This window comes from Pseudomonas sp. G2-4 (genome assembly GCF_030064125.1).
Classification (GTDB): domain Bacteria; phylum Pseudomonadota; class Gammaproteobacteria; order Pseudomonadales; family Pseudomonadaceae; genus Aquipseudomonas.
Genome location: NZ_CP125957.1, coordinates 4,144,716 through 4,160,800 on the forward strand (window position 1 = coordinate 4,144,716; position 16,085 = coordinate 4,160,800).

The following is a 16,085-nucleotide window of genomic DNA, read 5'->3' on the forward strand; positions in this document are numbered from 1 at the left end:
TACCCGAACTCACTCCAGAAACGGTAGCGGTGCCTTGGCTGCGCGAATGGCGGCGATCCGGTAATCGGCTTGCGGCAACAAATACGCAAAAAAGAAGCGGGCGGTATCCAGTTTGCCAGCGCGCAGTGGATCACTCTCGGGCAGCAACCGAGCGACACGCGCCGTCCGAGCCCAGGCAAAAGCCAACAGGGTCAAACCGCACAGTCGCAGAAAATCTCCAGCGACTCGATAGGGGTATTCGCCCTCCTCGGCTGCCTGGTCATGGACCTCTGCCTGCACGCACTCGAGCTTGTCGCAGAGCAGCGCCAGCTCAGTGCAAAAGCTGGCGCAACCTGCTGTCTGGCCGCCCTCCCGGGCTTCTTCGCGCAAAACCGTGAGCAACTCGCGGAAGGCGCGGCCCTCATCGCCCAATACTTTGCGCAATAGCAGGTCATTGGCCTGAATCTCGTTGCTGCCCTCGTAAATCATTGCGACTCGACTGTCGCGCAGGGTCTGCTCAATGGCGAACTCGGTGATATAGCCGTAACCACCGAACACCTGCAAGGCATTGCTGGCCAAACAGAACCCCTGCTCAGTGAAGAAAGCCTTGATCACCGGCGTCAACAGCCCCGCCAGTTGAAAGGCATGCTGTCGAGTCGCGGGATCTGGGTCATGCTCGGCCTGATCGAGCAAGTGTGCGGCCCAATAACCGACTGCGCGCATGCCCTCGGTGTACGCCCGCAACTCCAGCAAAGCGCGCCGTATGGCTGGGTGATAGTGGATCGGGTCGGCAGCCTCGGCGCCAATGCCGACCGGTCGATTGGGCGCACGCATTTGCTTGCGCTCCACCGCGTAGGCGTGGGCATTCTGCCAAGCGGCTTCGGCGTGTCCCAGCCCCTGCAGGCCGACGTGTAGCCGCGCCGAATTCATCATCACGAACATCGCCGCCAAACCGCGATTAGCCTCGCCAATCAGCCAGCCTTGGGCACCGTCGAACGTCAGCGAACAGGTGGCGCTGCCCTTGATGCCCATCTTGTGTTCAATACCGTCGCAGCGCACGGCGTTGCCTTGAGCGTCATCCAGGCGTTTAGGCACCAGAAACAGCGAAACACCACGACTGCCGGCGGGCGCACCGGGCAGGCGGGCCAGCACCAGATGCAGGATGTTTTCGGTCAGGTCGTGTTCGCCTCCGGAAATAAAGATCTTGTTGCCACTCAGCCGATAGCTGCCATCACTCAGCGGCTCGGCGCGGCAGCGCAACAGGCCGACGTCGCTGCCTGCCTGGGGCTCGGTCAAGCACATGGTAGGCAATGCCTCACCGCTGACAATCTGCGGCAGATAACGGTCTTTGATCCACTGCGGTGCATGGGCCTTGAGGCACAGATAGGCGCCATGGGCGATGCCGGTGTACATGGCCCAGCCGTGGTTGCTCGCATAAAGCATTTCCTGCAGTGCGGCATCGAGCAGTTGCGGCAACCCTTGGCCGCCGAACGCCTCATCACAGGCCAGCGCCGGCCAGCCACCTCCGGCGAATGACCGGTAAGCCTCGACAAAACCGTCCGGGGTACTGACCCGGCCTTCTTCGAAACGGCAGCCCTGGCGATCACCGTTGCTGTTGAGCGGCGCCAAGACACCCGTACTGAAACGTCCGGCTTCTTCCAGAACCTGAATCGCCAGTGGTAAGTCCAGGGTGTCGAATGCGGACATTTGACCCCACGCCCGAGGTGCCTGCAGCCAATGTTCGAGAATGAATTGCATGTCGCGCAGCGGCGCCTGGTAGTGCCACATGGAAAACCTCATAGCGTCGAGAATTGCAAGGGGCTGTGGCCGGTCACTATTCGCCCGGCGCTGTTCAACGCGGCGATAGTGCTCAGCCGCGGTACTGCGGGTTCTCGATCAGCACGGCCATGCCCTGCCCGCCACCGACACAGGCAGCGGCGATTCCGTAGCGCAGGTGCTGCTCGCGCAGCTGTCGGGCCAGGGTCATCACCAGGCGCAGGCCGGTAGCGGCCAGTGGGTGCCCGAGGGCAATCGAGCCGCCGCGGCGATTGAGCTTGTGGGTGTCCAACTCCAGCGCCTGGGCCACTGCCAGCACCTGGGCGCCCTGCGCCTCGTTGATTTCAACCAGGCTGATATCGTCCAGGACCAACCCGCTGCGTTGCAGCAGCAGCTGGATCGCCGGAACCGGGCCGATTCCCATGAACTCCGGCGCCACGCCGACCACCGCAGTCGCCAGCAGGTTTGCCAGTGCCGGTCGCGTACCGGTCGATGCGCGACCAACCAGCATCGCCGCCGCTCCGTCCACCACTGCACAGCTGTTGCCGGCGGTTTGCACGCCCCCCGCATGAATTGCCCGCAACCTCGCCAATGCGGGTAAATCAGTCGGTCGAATGTGGCTGTCGAGGGTGACTGCGTCTATCCGACGCGGCAGTGTAATGCCCCGTGGCTGATAGCCGTCCAGCTCGAACGACTCGTTGCGCACGGTGACGATTTCATCGGCGAACCAGCCAGAGGCCTGCGCTTGCAACGCTTGCTCATGGCTGTTGAGGGCATAGGTATCCACCGCCTCGCGACTCAGTCCATGACGCCTGGCAAGGTTTTCCGCCGTGGCGATCATGTCCAGTCCCGGTGCCGGGTCGAACAGCGCCTCCCAGAGGAAGTCCTTGAAATCCACCGACGCTCCGAGACGAAATCCGTCCCGATGGGTGTAGGCCGCTATCGGGTTGCGCGACATGGATTCGGCGCCCACACACAGCGCCAGTTCTGCGCCGTCGCGAAGTTGCTCGCCGGCCTGGCGCAGCAGCTCGAAGCCGGTGGCGCAAATGCGCTGCACCGCCAGCGCCGGCACCTGTTGCGGCACACCGCTGTAAAGACCGATGTGACGTGGCAACAAGTAGGCATCGAAGCTGGCCTGGGCCATGGAGCCGGCCAATACCGTGTCGACTGTTCGTGGATCGAGCCCGGCACGGGCCAGCACTTCACGACCGACCTTGATCCCCAAATCAATGGGCGATACCTGGGCCAGCGCACCGCCGAGGTCGATCCAAGGTGTGCGCACGGCCTCAAGGATCGCCACATCCCTGAACACCGAATATTGCCCTGGGTTCATAGCGGTTGCTCGCTTGTTGTTCGCTTGAAGGTGAGCAAAACCTAACCGGCGCCGTTAGTTATGTCAATTAACCATTAACCGTAATAATCAAATCAATACCTGTTCGGCGGGAGAGAAATCACCGAGCAATTCAATGAATGATTGCCGCAACCAACGATTGGCCGGGTCGTAATGGAAACGCGTATGCCAGTACAGATGGATGTCGTAGCCGCAAATGTCCCAAGGCAGCGCCACCAGCCGGACATCAGTGATTTCGGCAAACCGCCGTCCTACCGCCAGCGGCACGGTGGCGATCATGTCCGACTCGGCCACCAGAAACGGCACGCCCATGAAGCGCGGCAAGCTGAAACGCACACGCCGGGTGATGCCATGGGCGGCCAACTCGCGATCCAGCACACTCATGCCGCGCCCTTCGGCCTGGACCGCGACATGCACAGCAGCCTGGTATTGTTCGGCACTCAGGCTGTCACCGATGGTCGGGTGATCGCGGCGCACGATGCAGACGAACGAGTGGCTGTACAGCGCCCGATGACGGATCGAGGTGTTGAGCAACCGCGGGAAATAGCCGATTGCCGCGTCCACTTCTCCGGCATCCAGGCCCTCTTCCAACTGCTCCTGGGACAGCGCCAGAGTGCGAATTCTCAGCTGCGGTGCTTCTCTGTCGAGCATCCGCATCAACCTCGGCAGGAACACCATTTCTCCAATATCCGACATGCACAGCACCAGTTGCCGCTCGGAGTGTTCGGGAGCGAAACCGGTGGATGGCAGCACTTCGCTGCTGACCATCTCTAGAATCCGCTGCACCGGCTCGGCGATCTGCAGAGCCCTCGCAGTCGGCTGCATGCCACGGGAAGAACGGATGAACAACGGGTCATCGAATAACGTGCGCAACTTGGACAAGGCAAAGCTCATGGCGGGCTGACTGAGCCCCATGAGATCACCGGCCAGGGTCACGCTTTGCTTTTTGCGCAGCGCATCGAAGACTTTCAGCAGGTTGAGGTCGACGTCCTTTATATCCATATTTTGGATTTTATCTATAAGTCAAATAAGGTTTTCGGATTCTAGGTCGAAGCCTAGACTCGGCACAAGATCACTCAAGCGGTACACCGGATTAGCCTACTTATAAAAATAACGGAGCAAGACATGCCCAGAAAGTTGCGCAGTAATTTTCCCTACGGCTCCTATTTGTGGGCCGTGCGTGCCGCCCAATGGCGTGCCCTGGGGATTGATGAGAGCGAACTGGAAAAGCCGAAGATCGCAATCGTCAACTCTTCGTCCAACCTGGCAATCTGCTTCAGTCACCTGGACGGCATTGCCGCCGAAATAAAACAATCGATCCGCGACGCCGGCGCCCTGCCCTTCGAAATTCGCACTGCCGCACCCAGTGACTTCATCACCGGTGCCGGTGCGGGTGGCGCCTATATGCTGGCCGCCCGCGACCTCATCACCAACGATATCGAAGTGGCGGTCGAAGGCGCTCAGCTCGATGGCATGATCTGCCTGGCCTCCTGCGACAAAACAGTACCCGGCCAGTTGATGGCCGCCGCCCGACTGAACATTCCAACGCTGATCGTGGTGTGCGGGTATCAGCCAAGTGGCGAATACAAGGGCCAGCACGTCGACATCGAAGATGTGTTCATCAGTTCCATGCACGTGGTCACCGGCAAACTGCCGGTCGAAGAGCTGGTTGGCATGGCACGCAATGCCATCAAGGGACCCGGCGTCTGCTCGGGCATGGGCACCGCCAATTCCATGCACCTGGTCTGTGAAGCGTTGGGCATGGCCTTGCCCGGCAGTTCACCCATCGCGGCCAACAGCCCGCAGATGTTTGACTTCGTTCGTCAGGCCGGCAAACGCATCGTCGAAATGGTCGAGGAAGACCTCAAACCCCGCGACATCCTGACCCCTGGTGCCTTTGCCAATGCCGTGGCGACCATTCTCGCGGCCGCAGGCTCGGTCAACACCATCAAACACATGCAGGCGGTTGCAGCCGAAGGCGGCATTGATGTGGACGTCTACCAGCTTTTCAGGGAGCTGGGCAATCAAGTGCCGGTGCTGGTCGGCGTGCGTCCGGTGGGCGAACACAGCATTGAGCAAATGGAAGCTGCGGGGGGTGGTCGTGGACTACTCAAGCGCCTGGAGCCTTTGCTGCATGGCGATGTGATGACCGTCACCGGCAAAACCCTGACGCAAAACCTGCAAGGGGTAGCCATCAGCGACGATGAGGTGATCCGTGCGCTGGACAACCCCTTCGCCACCCAGCCGGCGATCGTGATGCTGCGCGGCAATATCGCGCCACAAGCAGGCATCGTCAAATATGGCATCGACCCGAACAAGATGCGCCAGTTCAAGGGCCCGGCAATCTGTTTCGAGCGCTCGGCCGATGCCATCGAAGCGTTGCAGGACGGGCGCATCCAGCCCGGCCATGTGGTGGTCATGCGCGGTGCCGGTGTACGCGGCGGCCCGGCCATGGGCGGCGGCGCCTCGAAAGTGGTGTTCGCCATCGATGGGGCCGGGCTCGGCGACCATGTGGCGATGCTCACCGACGGCCATCTCTCGGGGCTGGTGTGCAAAGGCCTGGTGGTCGCCGAGGTGGCCCCGGAAGCAGCAGTCGGCGGTCCATTGGCGCTGGTCGAAGACGGCGACATCATCGACATCGACCTGGATCTCAACACGCTCAACGCCGACATCAGCGAAACGCAAATGCAAGCGCGCCGCGCCCGCTGGCAGCCCATGGCGTCGCAGTTCGGCGGTGGCTGGCTGGATATCTACCGCAACAGCGTGTCCTCCATGGAACACGGTGCCGTGCTGGTCAAACCGCTCGACATCACCGACAAACCGGAGCAGCCGCAATGATATTGCGCGACGACGAAAAAGCCATGCTCGCCGGCGACGAAGGCCCGGCGGTGCGCAAAGCCATGGATTTGCTGGTGCGTTATGGCGAAGCCCTGGATGCGCAATGCCTGGTGGATACGCGAAACGTAGCCGGCACGATCGGCGCCACCACGCCCTTTTTGCGCCAGTACGGTGATCGTAACGGCGGTATGGATGCGGTGTTCAGCGAGTTCAACCTCGACAGTGCCGAAGTGGTCAGTATTCCCAAGGTCAAGGTCTTCAGCAGCCACCTGCAACAGGGTATCGATCCTCGACAAGCCGAACGCCAAGGCATCTCGGAGGATGTGGTACGCATCTATGAAACCGGTCAGGCCTACAGCAGCAGCCTGGGCGTGCAACCCTTGAATACCTGTACGCCTTACCAGGTCGGCAACGTGCCGGTAAAAGGCGAGCATTGCGCCTGGATGGAGTCCTCGGCGGTGATCTACATCAACTCGGTACTCGGTGCCCGGACCAATGCCGAAGGTCGGGAAAGCACTGGCGCGGCGATGCTCACCGGCAAGCTCCCCTACTGGGGTCTGCACATCAGCGAGAACCGTCGCGGCACCCACCTGATCCAACTGGATATCGAGGTCAGCACCACCGCCGACTGGGGATTGCTTGGCTACTGGATCGGTGAGCAGGTGCAGGATCGCATCCCGGTCATCGAGGGCCTGAGTCACCAACCGAACCTGGCGCGGCTCAAGCACTTTGGCGCAGCGGCGGCCTCCAGCGGCGGCGTGGAGATGTTTCATCTGGTCGGTGTCACACCGGAGGCCCGGACCCGCGAGGACGCTTTCGGCTCACGCAAGCCTGAAGGCACATTACGTTTCGGCGAAGCCGAACGACGCTGGGCCTACGAACAAGTCAACCTCACAGCGCGAGATGCCGAAGTCGATTTCGTGATGCTTGGCTGTCCCCACTACAGCCTCGAGCAGATCTGGGAGGTCTGCCAGTTGCTAGAGGGCCAACGCCTGAGCCCGAATACCGAACTGTGGATATTCACCGCGGCGTCGATCAAACAACTGGCCGACTTGGCCGGCTACACCCGCATCATCGAACAGGCCGGTGGCCATGTAATGACCGATACCTGTTCGGCGATCGGCAAGGTGGTCCCCAAGGGGACCAAGGTGGCAGCCGTCGACTCGGCCAAACAGGCCCATTACCTGCCGGCGATCATGGGGATCCAGGCCTGGTTCGGTACCACGGCCGATTGCGTGCAGGCGGCCATCGAGGGGCGCTGGAGAGGAGTACTGAAATGAGCAAGACCTTCACTCTCAAGGGCCGCAAAGTCGTCGGCGGCCGTTTCGAAGGCGAAGCACTGGTGACCCGTGACCGCATCTCCGGCTGGGGCGGCATCGACCCGCGCAGCGGCACCGTCATCGAGACTCGCCACGCACTCAAAGGCATCAGCTTCGCCGGGAAAGTGCTGGTGTTTCCGGGGGCCAAGGGCTCGTCTGGCTGGTCATCGCAGTTCCACATCGCCCGCCTCGCCGGAGTGGCGCCCGGCGCCATGTTGTTCAACGAGATGACCGCGAAGATGGGCCTTGGCGCGGTGGTCGTGCACGCCCCGGCCATGACCGACTTCGATGAGGATCCGCTGGAGCGCATTCGTACCGGCGACTGGGTCCGCGTCGATGCCGACACCGGGACCATCGAGGTGACCCCGCGCGAGCATCGCCGCGATCGGCATTTGTCAGAAGTTGCGACCGCCCTGGATCGAACACCAGACCAGCCGTAACCCGAACCCGGAATCCGCTTGCCGAAACAACCGTGACCCGTGGCCCCAGGCCAACGGGCTCGGGGTCGGCTGCCCTTTTCACACTCAAAGGTAGTCAAATGACTCATGTAATCCGCACGGTGCGCCGTACCAGCGCACCCACTGTCCAACACCTGCAGGCTGACGTGTGCATCGCCGGCGCCGGCATATCCGGAATTTCCGCGGCCCTTGAGGCCGCCGCGCTCGGCAAGCGCGTGGTGCTCTTCGACGCCCTGCCGATGCTCGGCGGGCAGGCAGTCGGCTCGATCATCGGGACCTTTTGCGGGTTGTTCTCCAATGGTCCGAACCGCCGGTTGCTGACCCATGGCATCGCCGACGGCATCCTCCGTGACCTGGGTGCCTCGGGGGATCTACACCAGGCTATCGGGCCCTTGACCACGGTGGTCTATTACGACGAAGTGGCGCTGGGTCGCTGGATCGGCCAGAAAGTCCTCGACGCCGGAATCACTGTTGTGCTCGGCGCGGTATTGCGCGATGTCGTGCGCGAAGGTTCGCGGGTACAAGAAGTGGAACTGGCCACCCGCTACGGCGATGTACGCGTGGCGGCCAAGGGCTTTGTCGACGCCAGCGGAGACGCGGCGCTGACCTGGAATGCCGGGTTTGCCTGTCGCGAGCCAGATACGCCTATCTACGGCACCCAGATGTTCGTCCTTGAGCATATCAATGAAGCGCACCTGCCCACTCGCCCACAGTTCACCGAACGGGTCAAACAAAAGGCCAAAAGCTACGGCATCGAACGCGACGACGGGTTGTTCTTTCAGTTCCCCGGGCGCGGCACTGCCGCCTTCAACATGACCCATATCGAAACGCCTCTGGATCCGGTCGCGGCCTCTCACGTCGCAATCGCTGGGCGTCAGCAGGTGGATCAAGTGATCAACTTCCTCCAATCGGAATACCCTGAGGCCTATGGCAAGGCCAAGGTGCGTGCCTACGGGTTGCCAGGTATTCGCCAGACCCGCTGGATTGTCGGGCATCATCACCTGAGCACCGATGAAGTCCGGGCGGCGACGATGTTCCCGGATGCGGTAGCGCGCACCTCCTGGCCGGTGGAACTGCACGGCGACACCAGTGGTTATCAATGGGAGCCCTTTGGTGACGATCACATCCACAGTGTGCCGTTGCGCAGCATGCTTCCCGAAGGCAGCGACAACCTCGTTGTCGCCGGACGCTGCATCGACGCCGATGCCGCGGCGCTGTCGAGCGTCCGCGTAATGGGACCCTGTATCGCGATGGGGGCCGCTGCGGCCCATGCACTGGATCTCGCCGGCCCGGACGGCAGGTTGAGCGACATACCCGCCGAGGCCTTGCGCGAGCGGCTGGCGTTCAATCTGGAATAGGATTCAAGCAGTTCGAAGCGCCCACCGCTCAAACGTGGGCGCCACTACAAAAAAATAAAAATATAGTGGAGAACGTACATGTCACAGTCCCGCACCCTTGATGTGGCGGCGCTCATAGAAGATCGCAAGCTGTCACGCTTCAACTATGTGGTGATTCTGGTCTCGGTCCTGGTCACCTTCCTCGACGGCTTCGATTTGCTGGTGCTGTCCCACACGGCTTCCTACATTGCCGACGAAATCGGCCTGGACAAGATTCAACTGGGCGAGATCTTCTCGGTCGGCCTGCTGGGGATGATGCTCGGAGGCTTCTTCTTCGGCTACTTGGGTGATCGTATCGGTCGGCGCCCCACGATCATTTTTTCGACCTGCTCATTCGGCGTGTTGACGCTGCTATTCGCCATGGCCAACAGCTATGAATCGCTGATGGTCTTGCGCTTTTTCAATGGCTTCGCCCTGGGCGCAATGTTGCCGCTGTGCTGGGCCTTGAACATCGAGTTCGTGCCCAAGCGTTATCGCTCCACGGTGGTGACCATCATCATGGTCGGATTCAGCCTCGGCAGCGCAATGGCCGGACCACTCACGGTGTGGCTAGCGCCGCATATCGGTTGGCAAGGCGTGTTCGTGTTCGGCGGCATACTGACCCTTGCCGCCAGCGTGCTGTTGTTCTTCACCCTGCCCGAATCGGTCCGGTTCCTGGCCAGCAAGCGCAAAGGCCCGGATAAGATCGCAGCGATTCTCAAGCGTATGGACCCGAACCTGGATGTGCGGTCGAGTGACCGATTCGTCCTGCTGGACGAGCCGGATATCGGCCAAAAGGACTTTCGTATCAGCCAGCTGTTCATCGGCCGATTGAAATGGCTCACGCCGATGATCTGGCTCGGCTACTCGGCCAGCTCCATGGCCATGTACTTCCTCGCCTCCTGGAGCCCGCTGGTTTACCAGTACGCCGGCTTTGATCGTGCAACCGCTTCGTGGGTCAGCTCCATCGCCTCTTTCAGCGGCGCGATGGCCGGTCTGGCGATGATGCGTTTCGTCGATACCCGCGGCCCTTACATGGTGATGATCTATCCGCTGCTGGCGCTACCGTTCCTGCTGGTATTGGGCATCACCGGCATGCAGGGAACCGCCTTTCTCATGCTAAGCCTGGTCGGTGCCGTGTTCGTCAAGGGCTCCCACTATGGAATCCTCAGTATCGCCGGGGTCTTCTACCCCAGCGCCATACGCGCCAATGGCGCTGGCTGGGCCACCTCGATCGCCAAGATCGGTTCGATCCTCGGCCCATTGCTCGGTGCTTATGTGCTGAACAGCGGCATGCCGGTGGTCAAGAGCTTTCTAGTCCTCGCTATCTGCCCGGCCGTGCTGGCGGCCAGTGCGTTGGCGATCGGTCATCTGACTCGCAGTGACCGTGCAGCAGAACCTCTGCCCGCGCCTTCGCGATCGTGACCGGCACCCTCTGATCCGTAACACCTGACCCACACACGCCCTGCCGCGTCGTCATCGACGCGGCCCGGCAAGACTCGTCCTGAAAAACCTTCATCCGCACGCCTGGAGACCAATAAAAATGAACAGGAATCGATTATTTGCCACAGCGGTGTTGCTCTTGTGCCACTTCACTAACGCCCAGGCAGACTTCGTCAAAGACAGCACCGCAACATTGACTACCCGTAACTTTTACTTGAACCGGGACTTCCGCCAGAGCGGCGCGCCCCAGGCCAAGGCCGAAGAATGGACCCAAGGTTTCTTCGCCGAATTTCAGTCTGGGTACACGGATGGCACCTTGGGGTTCGGACTCGACGCCCTGGGTGAACTGGGGATCAAGCTCGACTCGGGTCCGGGTCGGCGAGGCACCGGGCTACTGCCCTATGGGCCGAACAGCAACCAGCCAGTGGACGACTACAGCGAACTGGGCCTGACCGCGAAAATGCGCCTTTCCCGGACCCAGCTCAAAGTGGGAACCCTGATGCCGATCCATCCGCTGGCCTACTACAGTGATACCCGCTTGCTGCCTTCGACTTTCACCGGCGCCTATTTGACCTCGAGCGAGATCGACGACCTGTCCGTCACCGCGGCGAGATTGACCGAAGCCAACGGCCGCGATTCGTCGAGCAATGACGACATCAGCTACGCCGGCCAGAACAGCGATCATCTGGACCTGCTCGGCGGTGACTATACGCTGGGCAAGAACCTGACCTTGCGCTATCACCATGGCGAGCTGCAAGACATCTACCGCCAGCAATTCGCCGGTCTTGTACATGTATTGCCATTGGGCCAAGGCCTGAGCCTGCGATCGGACTTACGCTATTTCGACAGCAACGACATCGGCGCCGGCAAGGCCGGGAAGATCGACAACCGCAACTTCAACGGCATGTTCACCCTGTCGGTCGGGGCACAACGATTCTCTGCCGCGTTCCAGCGTCTGTCGGGTGACAGCGTGTTCCCGGTCATCGACACCGGCACCCCGTACGTGGCGAACCTGGTGACCTACAACACCTTCACCAAGGCCAACGAAAAGTCCTGGCAACTGCGCTACGAGTACGACTTCGCTGCGCTCGGCATACCGGGCCTGACATTCATGACCCGTTACGTGAAAGGCAGCGAGATCCGCACTCCGACGGTACGCAACGGCAGTGAGTGGGAGCGCGACACCGACCTGACTTACGTCTTCCAGCGTGGCGCGCTGGAGGGTCTGAACCTGCGCTGGCGCAACGTGACCTACCGATCCGGCGATGGCCTGACTCAGAAGCTCGATGAGAATCGCCTGATCGTCGGTTACACCTGGAAATTGTGGTGAGCCCGGCAAGCCGGAACCTGTCCGCCTGCCTCTTATTGTGTGGAGAACAACCATGACCCAGTCACGTACCATTGATGTCGCCGCCTTGATAGAGGACCGCAAGCTTTCGCGCTTCAACTACGTGATCATCTGCGCGTCGGTGCTGATCACTTTTCTCGATGGCTTTGACCTACTGATGCTCTCCCACACTGCCGCCTACATGGCCGACGACATCGGTCTGGACAAGCTGCAACTGGGTAACATTTTTTCCATCGGATTGTTCGGCATGATGCTCGGTGGTTTCTTTTTCGGTTACCTCGGCGACCGGATCGGCCGCCGCCCGACCATCATCCTGTCCAACAGCGCCTTCGGCCTGATGACCTTGCTGTTCGTCTTTGCCGACAGTTACGCATCGCTGCTGGTTTTGCGTTTTCTCAACGGTTTTGCCTTGGGCGCCATGCTGCCGCTGTGCTGGGCCTTGAACATCGAGTTCGTGCCCAAACGCTACCGCGCAAGCGTGATCACCATCATCATGGTCGGCTTCAGTCTGGGCGGCGCAGTGGCCGGTCCCTTGACCGTATGGATCGCGCCTCATTACGGCTGGGCCAGCGTGTTCGCGCTCGGCGGCATTGCGACCCTGCTGTCCAGTGTGCTGCTGTTTTTCACGCTGCCGGAATCGGTGCGGTTTCTGGTGAGCAAGCACAAGCATCCCGAGGCCGTGGCGCGGATCCTCAAGCGCCTGGATCCCGCTATCGACGTCCGCCCCGGAGATCGCTACTTCCTTGCTGATGAAGTCGATATCGGCGACCGGCCCTTTCGTATCGGGCAGCTGTTCATCGGCAGGCTGAAATGGATCACCCCAATGATCTGGATTGGCTTCGGCGCGAGTTCGATGGCCATGTACTTTCTCGCCTCGTGGAGTCCACTGGTGTATCAGTACGCGGGGTTCGACCGGGCTACCGCGTCATGGGTAAGCTCCTTCGCCTCCTTCAGCGGGGCCATGGCCGGACTGGCATTGATGCGCCTGGTCGATACCCGAGGGCCATACGCGGTGATGATCTACCCCTTGCTGTCGCTACCCTTCCTGTTGGTCCTGGGTATCGGCAATCTGCAGGGTAACGCTTTCATCGTGCTAAGCCTGATCGGCGCAATCTTCGTCAAAGGCAGCCACTACGGCATCACCAGCATCGCCGGTATTTTCTATCCAAGCGCTATCCGCGGCAACGGCGCCGGCTGGGCCGCCTCCATGGGCAAGATCGGTTCAATATTCGGGCCGCTACTCGGCGCCTATGTGCTCAACAGTGGCATGCCCGTGGTGAAGAGCTTCGCAGTACTCGCCCTCTGCCCTGCCGTATTGGGTGTGTGTGCCTACACCGTGGCGCGCATCGACAGACGCTCGACCGTGAAAGCCGAGCTTTTGACAACGTCAGAACAGTAGAGGGTAAGGAGTACGACGGCGCGCATCGACACTCCCAGCCCCCATGAGGGCAATGATCAGCAGGGCCAAAAACATGCCGCCGAAGCCCTGGGCCAAGCGATTGCCCCCTGACGGAGTAACGGCCGCCGTCAGCACTTTTATTGTCGGTCTGTCCACGCGGTGATCCTCCAAATCGGGCTCAAGGCAAATACCTTAATCGTCATCTTCGAATGCACTGCGCACGCTGCCTAAGCCTCCAAGGGGATATGCCGAAAATGGCGGCTGACAGCCCCCTCAAATCACCGTCACGCAGCCGCCGTTGCAACCACTCTGGAACGCCAGACAAAAGCCAACACCATCAGCAGCCCCAGACCCGCCATTGCCGCTCCGGCCAGGGAGATCGCCGGATACCCCAGCCCGGCATTGATCACCGCTCCGCCCAGCGCCGCACCAATCGCGTTGCCGAGGTTGAAGGCACCGATATTCACCGCCGAGGCCAGATTGGGCGCGTCCTTGGCGGCTTCCATGACGCGCATTTGTAGCGGCGGCACCAGGGCGAAGCTGGCGATACCCCATATCAGGATGGCAACGGCGGCCGGCAGCGGCCAACGCATCAGGACGGTGAACGCCAGCAGGACAACAATCAGCACGCTCAGCGAAACGATCAGGGTGCGGTCTATCGAGCGGTCGGCGGCCTTGCCACCCCACATGTTGCCCAGCGTCAACCCCACACCGAACAGCACCAGCATGGCGGTGATGTAAGCGGTGGACCCGTGGGTCTCGTTGCTGAGGATCGGTGCGATGTAAGTGAAGACAGTAAACATTGCACCTGAGCCGACTACGGTCAGGGCCAACGCCCCCAACACCGGGCCACGGCCCAGTACCCGGATTTCAGCCAGGACACCGACGCTTTGCGGCATTTGCAGGTTGGGCAAGGCGAACCACAACGCGGCCATGGTCACCCCGCCGAGGCCGGTGATCCCCCAGAATGCCGTGCGCCAACCGAACAGTTCGCCAAACCAGGTGGCCAGCGGCACTCCGCCGATGGTCGCCAGGGTTAGGCCCATGAACATTGCCGCAACCGCCCCGGCACGTTTCTCCGGGGCGACCACGCTCGCGGCGACGATGGAGCCAACGCCAAAGAACGCACCGTGGTTCAGTGAGGTCACCACCCTGGCGACCATGAGGCTGTAGTAATCGGTAGCCAGGGCTGACATCAGATTACCCAGGGTGAAAATCGCCATGAGCCCGATCAGCAGATAGCGCCGGGGAATTCTGCCAGTGGTCAAGGTCATCAGCGGCGCGCCGAGCAGTACGCCCAGAGCGTAGGCACTGACCAACAGACCAGCGGCGGGAATGGAAACGCCGAGGTCCGCAGCGATACCCGGCAACATGCCCATGGGGGCGAACTCGGTAACGCCGATGCCAAAGGCACCTATGGCGAGTGCGACAAGTGGTGGATTGATACGCATGGAAGGCTCCTTATCTATGCCGCCAATGCTACGATCCAGCCTAATCAGGCGGTAGATAGCATTTTTGGCAATCACCTTTGCGTAAGAGGCACAAATGGACTTCAACGGCAGGTCAGGTGAAATGAGCGTGTTCGCCACCGTGGCGCAGGAAGGCAGCCTGTCAGCCGCCGCGCGTGCATTGGGGCTGACGCCCTCGGCGGTCAGTCGGATCATCGCGCGTGCCGAACAACGTCTGGGTACCCGCCTGCTGTTGCGCACCACCCGAGCGATCACCTTTACCGCCGAGGGCGAAGCTTTCCTGCGCGGCGCCCGGCGTATCCTGGCCGACATGGACGAGGTCGAAGAAGCCATCGCCGACCAAGGCGTACCCAGGGGCCGATTGCGGGTCAGCGCCGCCCTTGGCCATGGGCGGCAGACCATCGTTCCCTTGGTGGCAGCCTTCAGCGCCCGCTACCCGAACATTGTCGTCGACCTCACTCTCGGTGACGAAGTCGTCGACATTCTCGGCGGCCAGGCCGACGTGGCGATACGCTTCGGCCATCTGCCGGACAGCCCGCTGACCGCGCGCAGGATCGGCGACACCGGTCAAGTAGTAGTGGCATCGCCCGAGTATCTGCAGCGCCAAGGGATCCCCCAGGAACCGGAAGACCTGCTACGACACAATTGCCTACGCTTCAACTTCCGGCGTGCCGAACCCAACTGGCCGTTCATCCGCGACGCCAGGGCGTTTTCCCTGAAGGTCAGCGGCAACATCGAATGCAGCAGTGGTGAAGCGCTGGCACAACTCGCGCGAGTAGGTGCCGGCATTGCCCGTATTGGCGAATTCACCGTGAGCGAGGATCTGCAGCGCGGTGACCTGATACCGTTGCTGGAAGCCTGGAACCCAGGCGACCGAGAACCGATTCATGCGGTGTTCGTAGGGGGCTCGGCAATGCCGGCGCGGGTGCGGGTGTTCGTGGATTTCTTGCTGGAGCATCATCGGATGTAGGCGGTGGCGTCACCCTGATCTTCCCGGTGCCCAGTGAGCGATCAGGCGATGCACTGGCTCAAGCCTGCGCGGCAGCTCTAGCCCGCGGCGGGACGGGAAATGATTGCGATATGACATCGTACAACAATTAAAAAAGAGCTTCCCATTCGCAAAAGCGCTGTTATTTTAAACACGCATCGAGCCCGCCCCACCCCATCGAAGGCGCCGGAAAACCGTTTCCAGCGAGGCCATATCCGGCCAGGGAAGCGGCGCCGAGGCTTGTCTGCCGTTGTTTTTCTAAACAGGACCGGTCCGTATCGCGCAGGCCACAAGCCTTGCCGCGTCGACCCAGGGGCACGACCCCTGCACAAGGAGGTGTC

The 16,085-nt window shown here is 61.3% G+C and carries 13 protein-coding genes; 8 read left to right on the forward strand and 5 right to left on the reverse strand.

Annotation, left to right across the window (positions count from 1 at the left end; translation table 11 throughout):
- Positions 1 to 9 precede the first annotated feature (9 nt).
- The 3 genes from QNH97_RS18010 to QNH97_RS18020 all read right to left on the reverse strand — a co-directional run bounded on the left by QNH97_RS18010 (position 10) and on the right by QNH97_RS18020 (position 4,108).
- A complete protein-coding gene (locus tag QNH97_RS18010) occupies positions 10 to 1,767 on the reverse strand; it encodes an acyl-CoA dehydrogenase (RefSeq protein ID WP_283553223.1) in 1,758 nt (585 codons plus the stop codon).
- An 82-nt stretch (positions 1,768 to 1,849) separates the two neighbouring features.
- Entirely contained in the window at positions 1,850 to 3,088 is a 1,239-nt protein-coding gene (locus tag QNH97_RS18015; protein WP_283553224.1) for a thiolase family protein, read from the reverse strand.
- An 87-nt stretch (positions 3,089 to 3,175) separates the two neighbouring features.
- Positions 3,176 to 4,108 carry a LysR family transcriptional regulator gene (locus QNH97_RS18020; protein ID WP_283553225.1) on the reverse strand — a complete coding sequence of 311 codons (933 nt, stop codon included), beginning with the start codon at positions 4,106 to 4,108 and terminating at the stop codon, positions 3,176 to 3,178.
- A gap of 123 nt (positions 4,109 to 4,231) precedes the next feature.
- Between QNH97_RS18020 and ilvD the strand changes: the two genes are divergently transcribed.
- From ilvD to QNH97_RS18055, 7 genes are all read left to right on the forward strand, one after another.
- The gene (ilvD, locus tag QNH97_RS18025; protein WP_283553226.1) at positions 4,232 to 5,944 is read left to right on the forward strand and encodes a dihydroxy-acid dehydratase; all 1,713 of its coding nucleotides are present in this window, start codon (positions 4,232 to 4,234) and stop codon (positions 5,942 to 5,944) included.
- Positions 5,941 to 7,224, forward strand: coding sequence for an aconitase X (locus QNH97_RS18030; protein WP_283553227.1), 1,284 nt, complete (start codon positions 5,941 to 5,943; stop codon positions 7,222 to 7,224). The genes ilvD and QNH97_RS18030 overlap by 4 nt, the downstream gene beginning before the upstream one ends.
- Positions 7,221 to 7,703: an aconitase X swivel domain-containing protein gene (locus QNH97_RS18035; RefSeq protein WP_283553228.1), complete on the forward strand. Its 483-nt coding sequence runs from the start codon at positions 7,221 to 7,223 to the stop codon at positions 7,701 to 7,703. Before QNH97_RS18030 ends, QNH97_RS18035 begins: the two co-directional genes overlap by 4 nt.
- 98 nt (positions 7,704 to 7,801) lie before the next feature.
- A complete protein-coding gene (locus QNH97_RS18040) occupies positions 7,802 to 9,079 on the forward strand; it encodes an FAD-dependent oxidoreductase (protein ID WP_283553229.1) in 1,278 nt (425 codons plus the stop codon).
- 78 nt (positions 9,080 to 9,157) lie between these two features.
- Positions 9,158 to 10,522: an MFS transporter gene (locus QNH97_RS18045; protein ID WP_283553230.1), complete on the forward strand. Its 1,365-nt coding sequence runs from the start codon at positions 9,158 to 9,160 to the stop codon at positions 10,520 to 10,522.
- 118 nt (positions 10,523 to 10,640) lie between these two features.
- Positions 10,641 to 11,870: an OprD family porin gene (locus QNH97_RS18050; RefSeq protein ID WP_283553231.1), complete on the forward strand. Its 1,230-nt coding sequence runs from the start codon at positions 10,641 to 10,643 to the stop codon at positions 11,868 to 11,870.
- A gap of 52 nt (positions 11,871 to 11,922) precedes the next feature.
- On the forward strand, positions 11,923 to 13,287 hold the full coding sequence (locus QNH97_RS18055; RefSeq protein WP_283553232.1) for an MFS transporter: 1,365 nt from the start codon (positions 11,923 to 11,925) through the stop codon (positions 13,285 to 13,287).
- Here QNH97_RS18055 and QNH97_RS18060 read toward each other — a convergent pair.
- A complete protein-coding gene (locus QNH97_RS18060) occupies positions 13,276 to 13,443 on the reverse strand; it encodes a hypothetical protein (RefSeq protein WP_283553233.1) in 168 nt (55 codons plus the stop codon). The two genes, QNH97_RS18055 and QNH97_RS18060, sit on opposite strands and share 12 nt — an antisense overlap.
- Positions 13,444 to 13,571: 128 nt before the next feature.
- On the reverse strand, positions 13,572 to 14,738 hold the full coding sequence (locus QNH97_RS18065) for an MFS transporter (RefSeq protein ID WP_283553234.1): 1,167 nt from the start codon (positions 14,736 to 14,738) through the stop codon (positions 13,572 to 13,574).
- A gap of 94 nt (positions 14,739 to 14,832) precedes the next feature.
- On the opposite strand from QNH97_RS18065, the gene QNH97_RS18070 reads away from it, so the two are divergent.
- Positions 14,833 to 15,726, forward strand: a complete 894-nt coding sequence (locus QNH97_RS18070; protein ID WP_283553235.1) for a LysR family transcriptional regulator — start codon at positions 14,833 to 14,835, stop codon at positions 15,724 to 15,726.
- Positions 15,727 to 16,085: the final 359 nt, after the last annotated feature.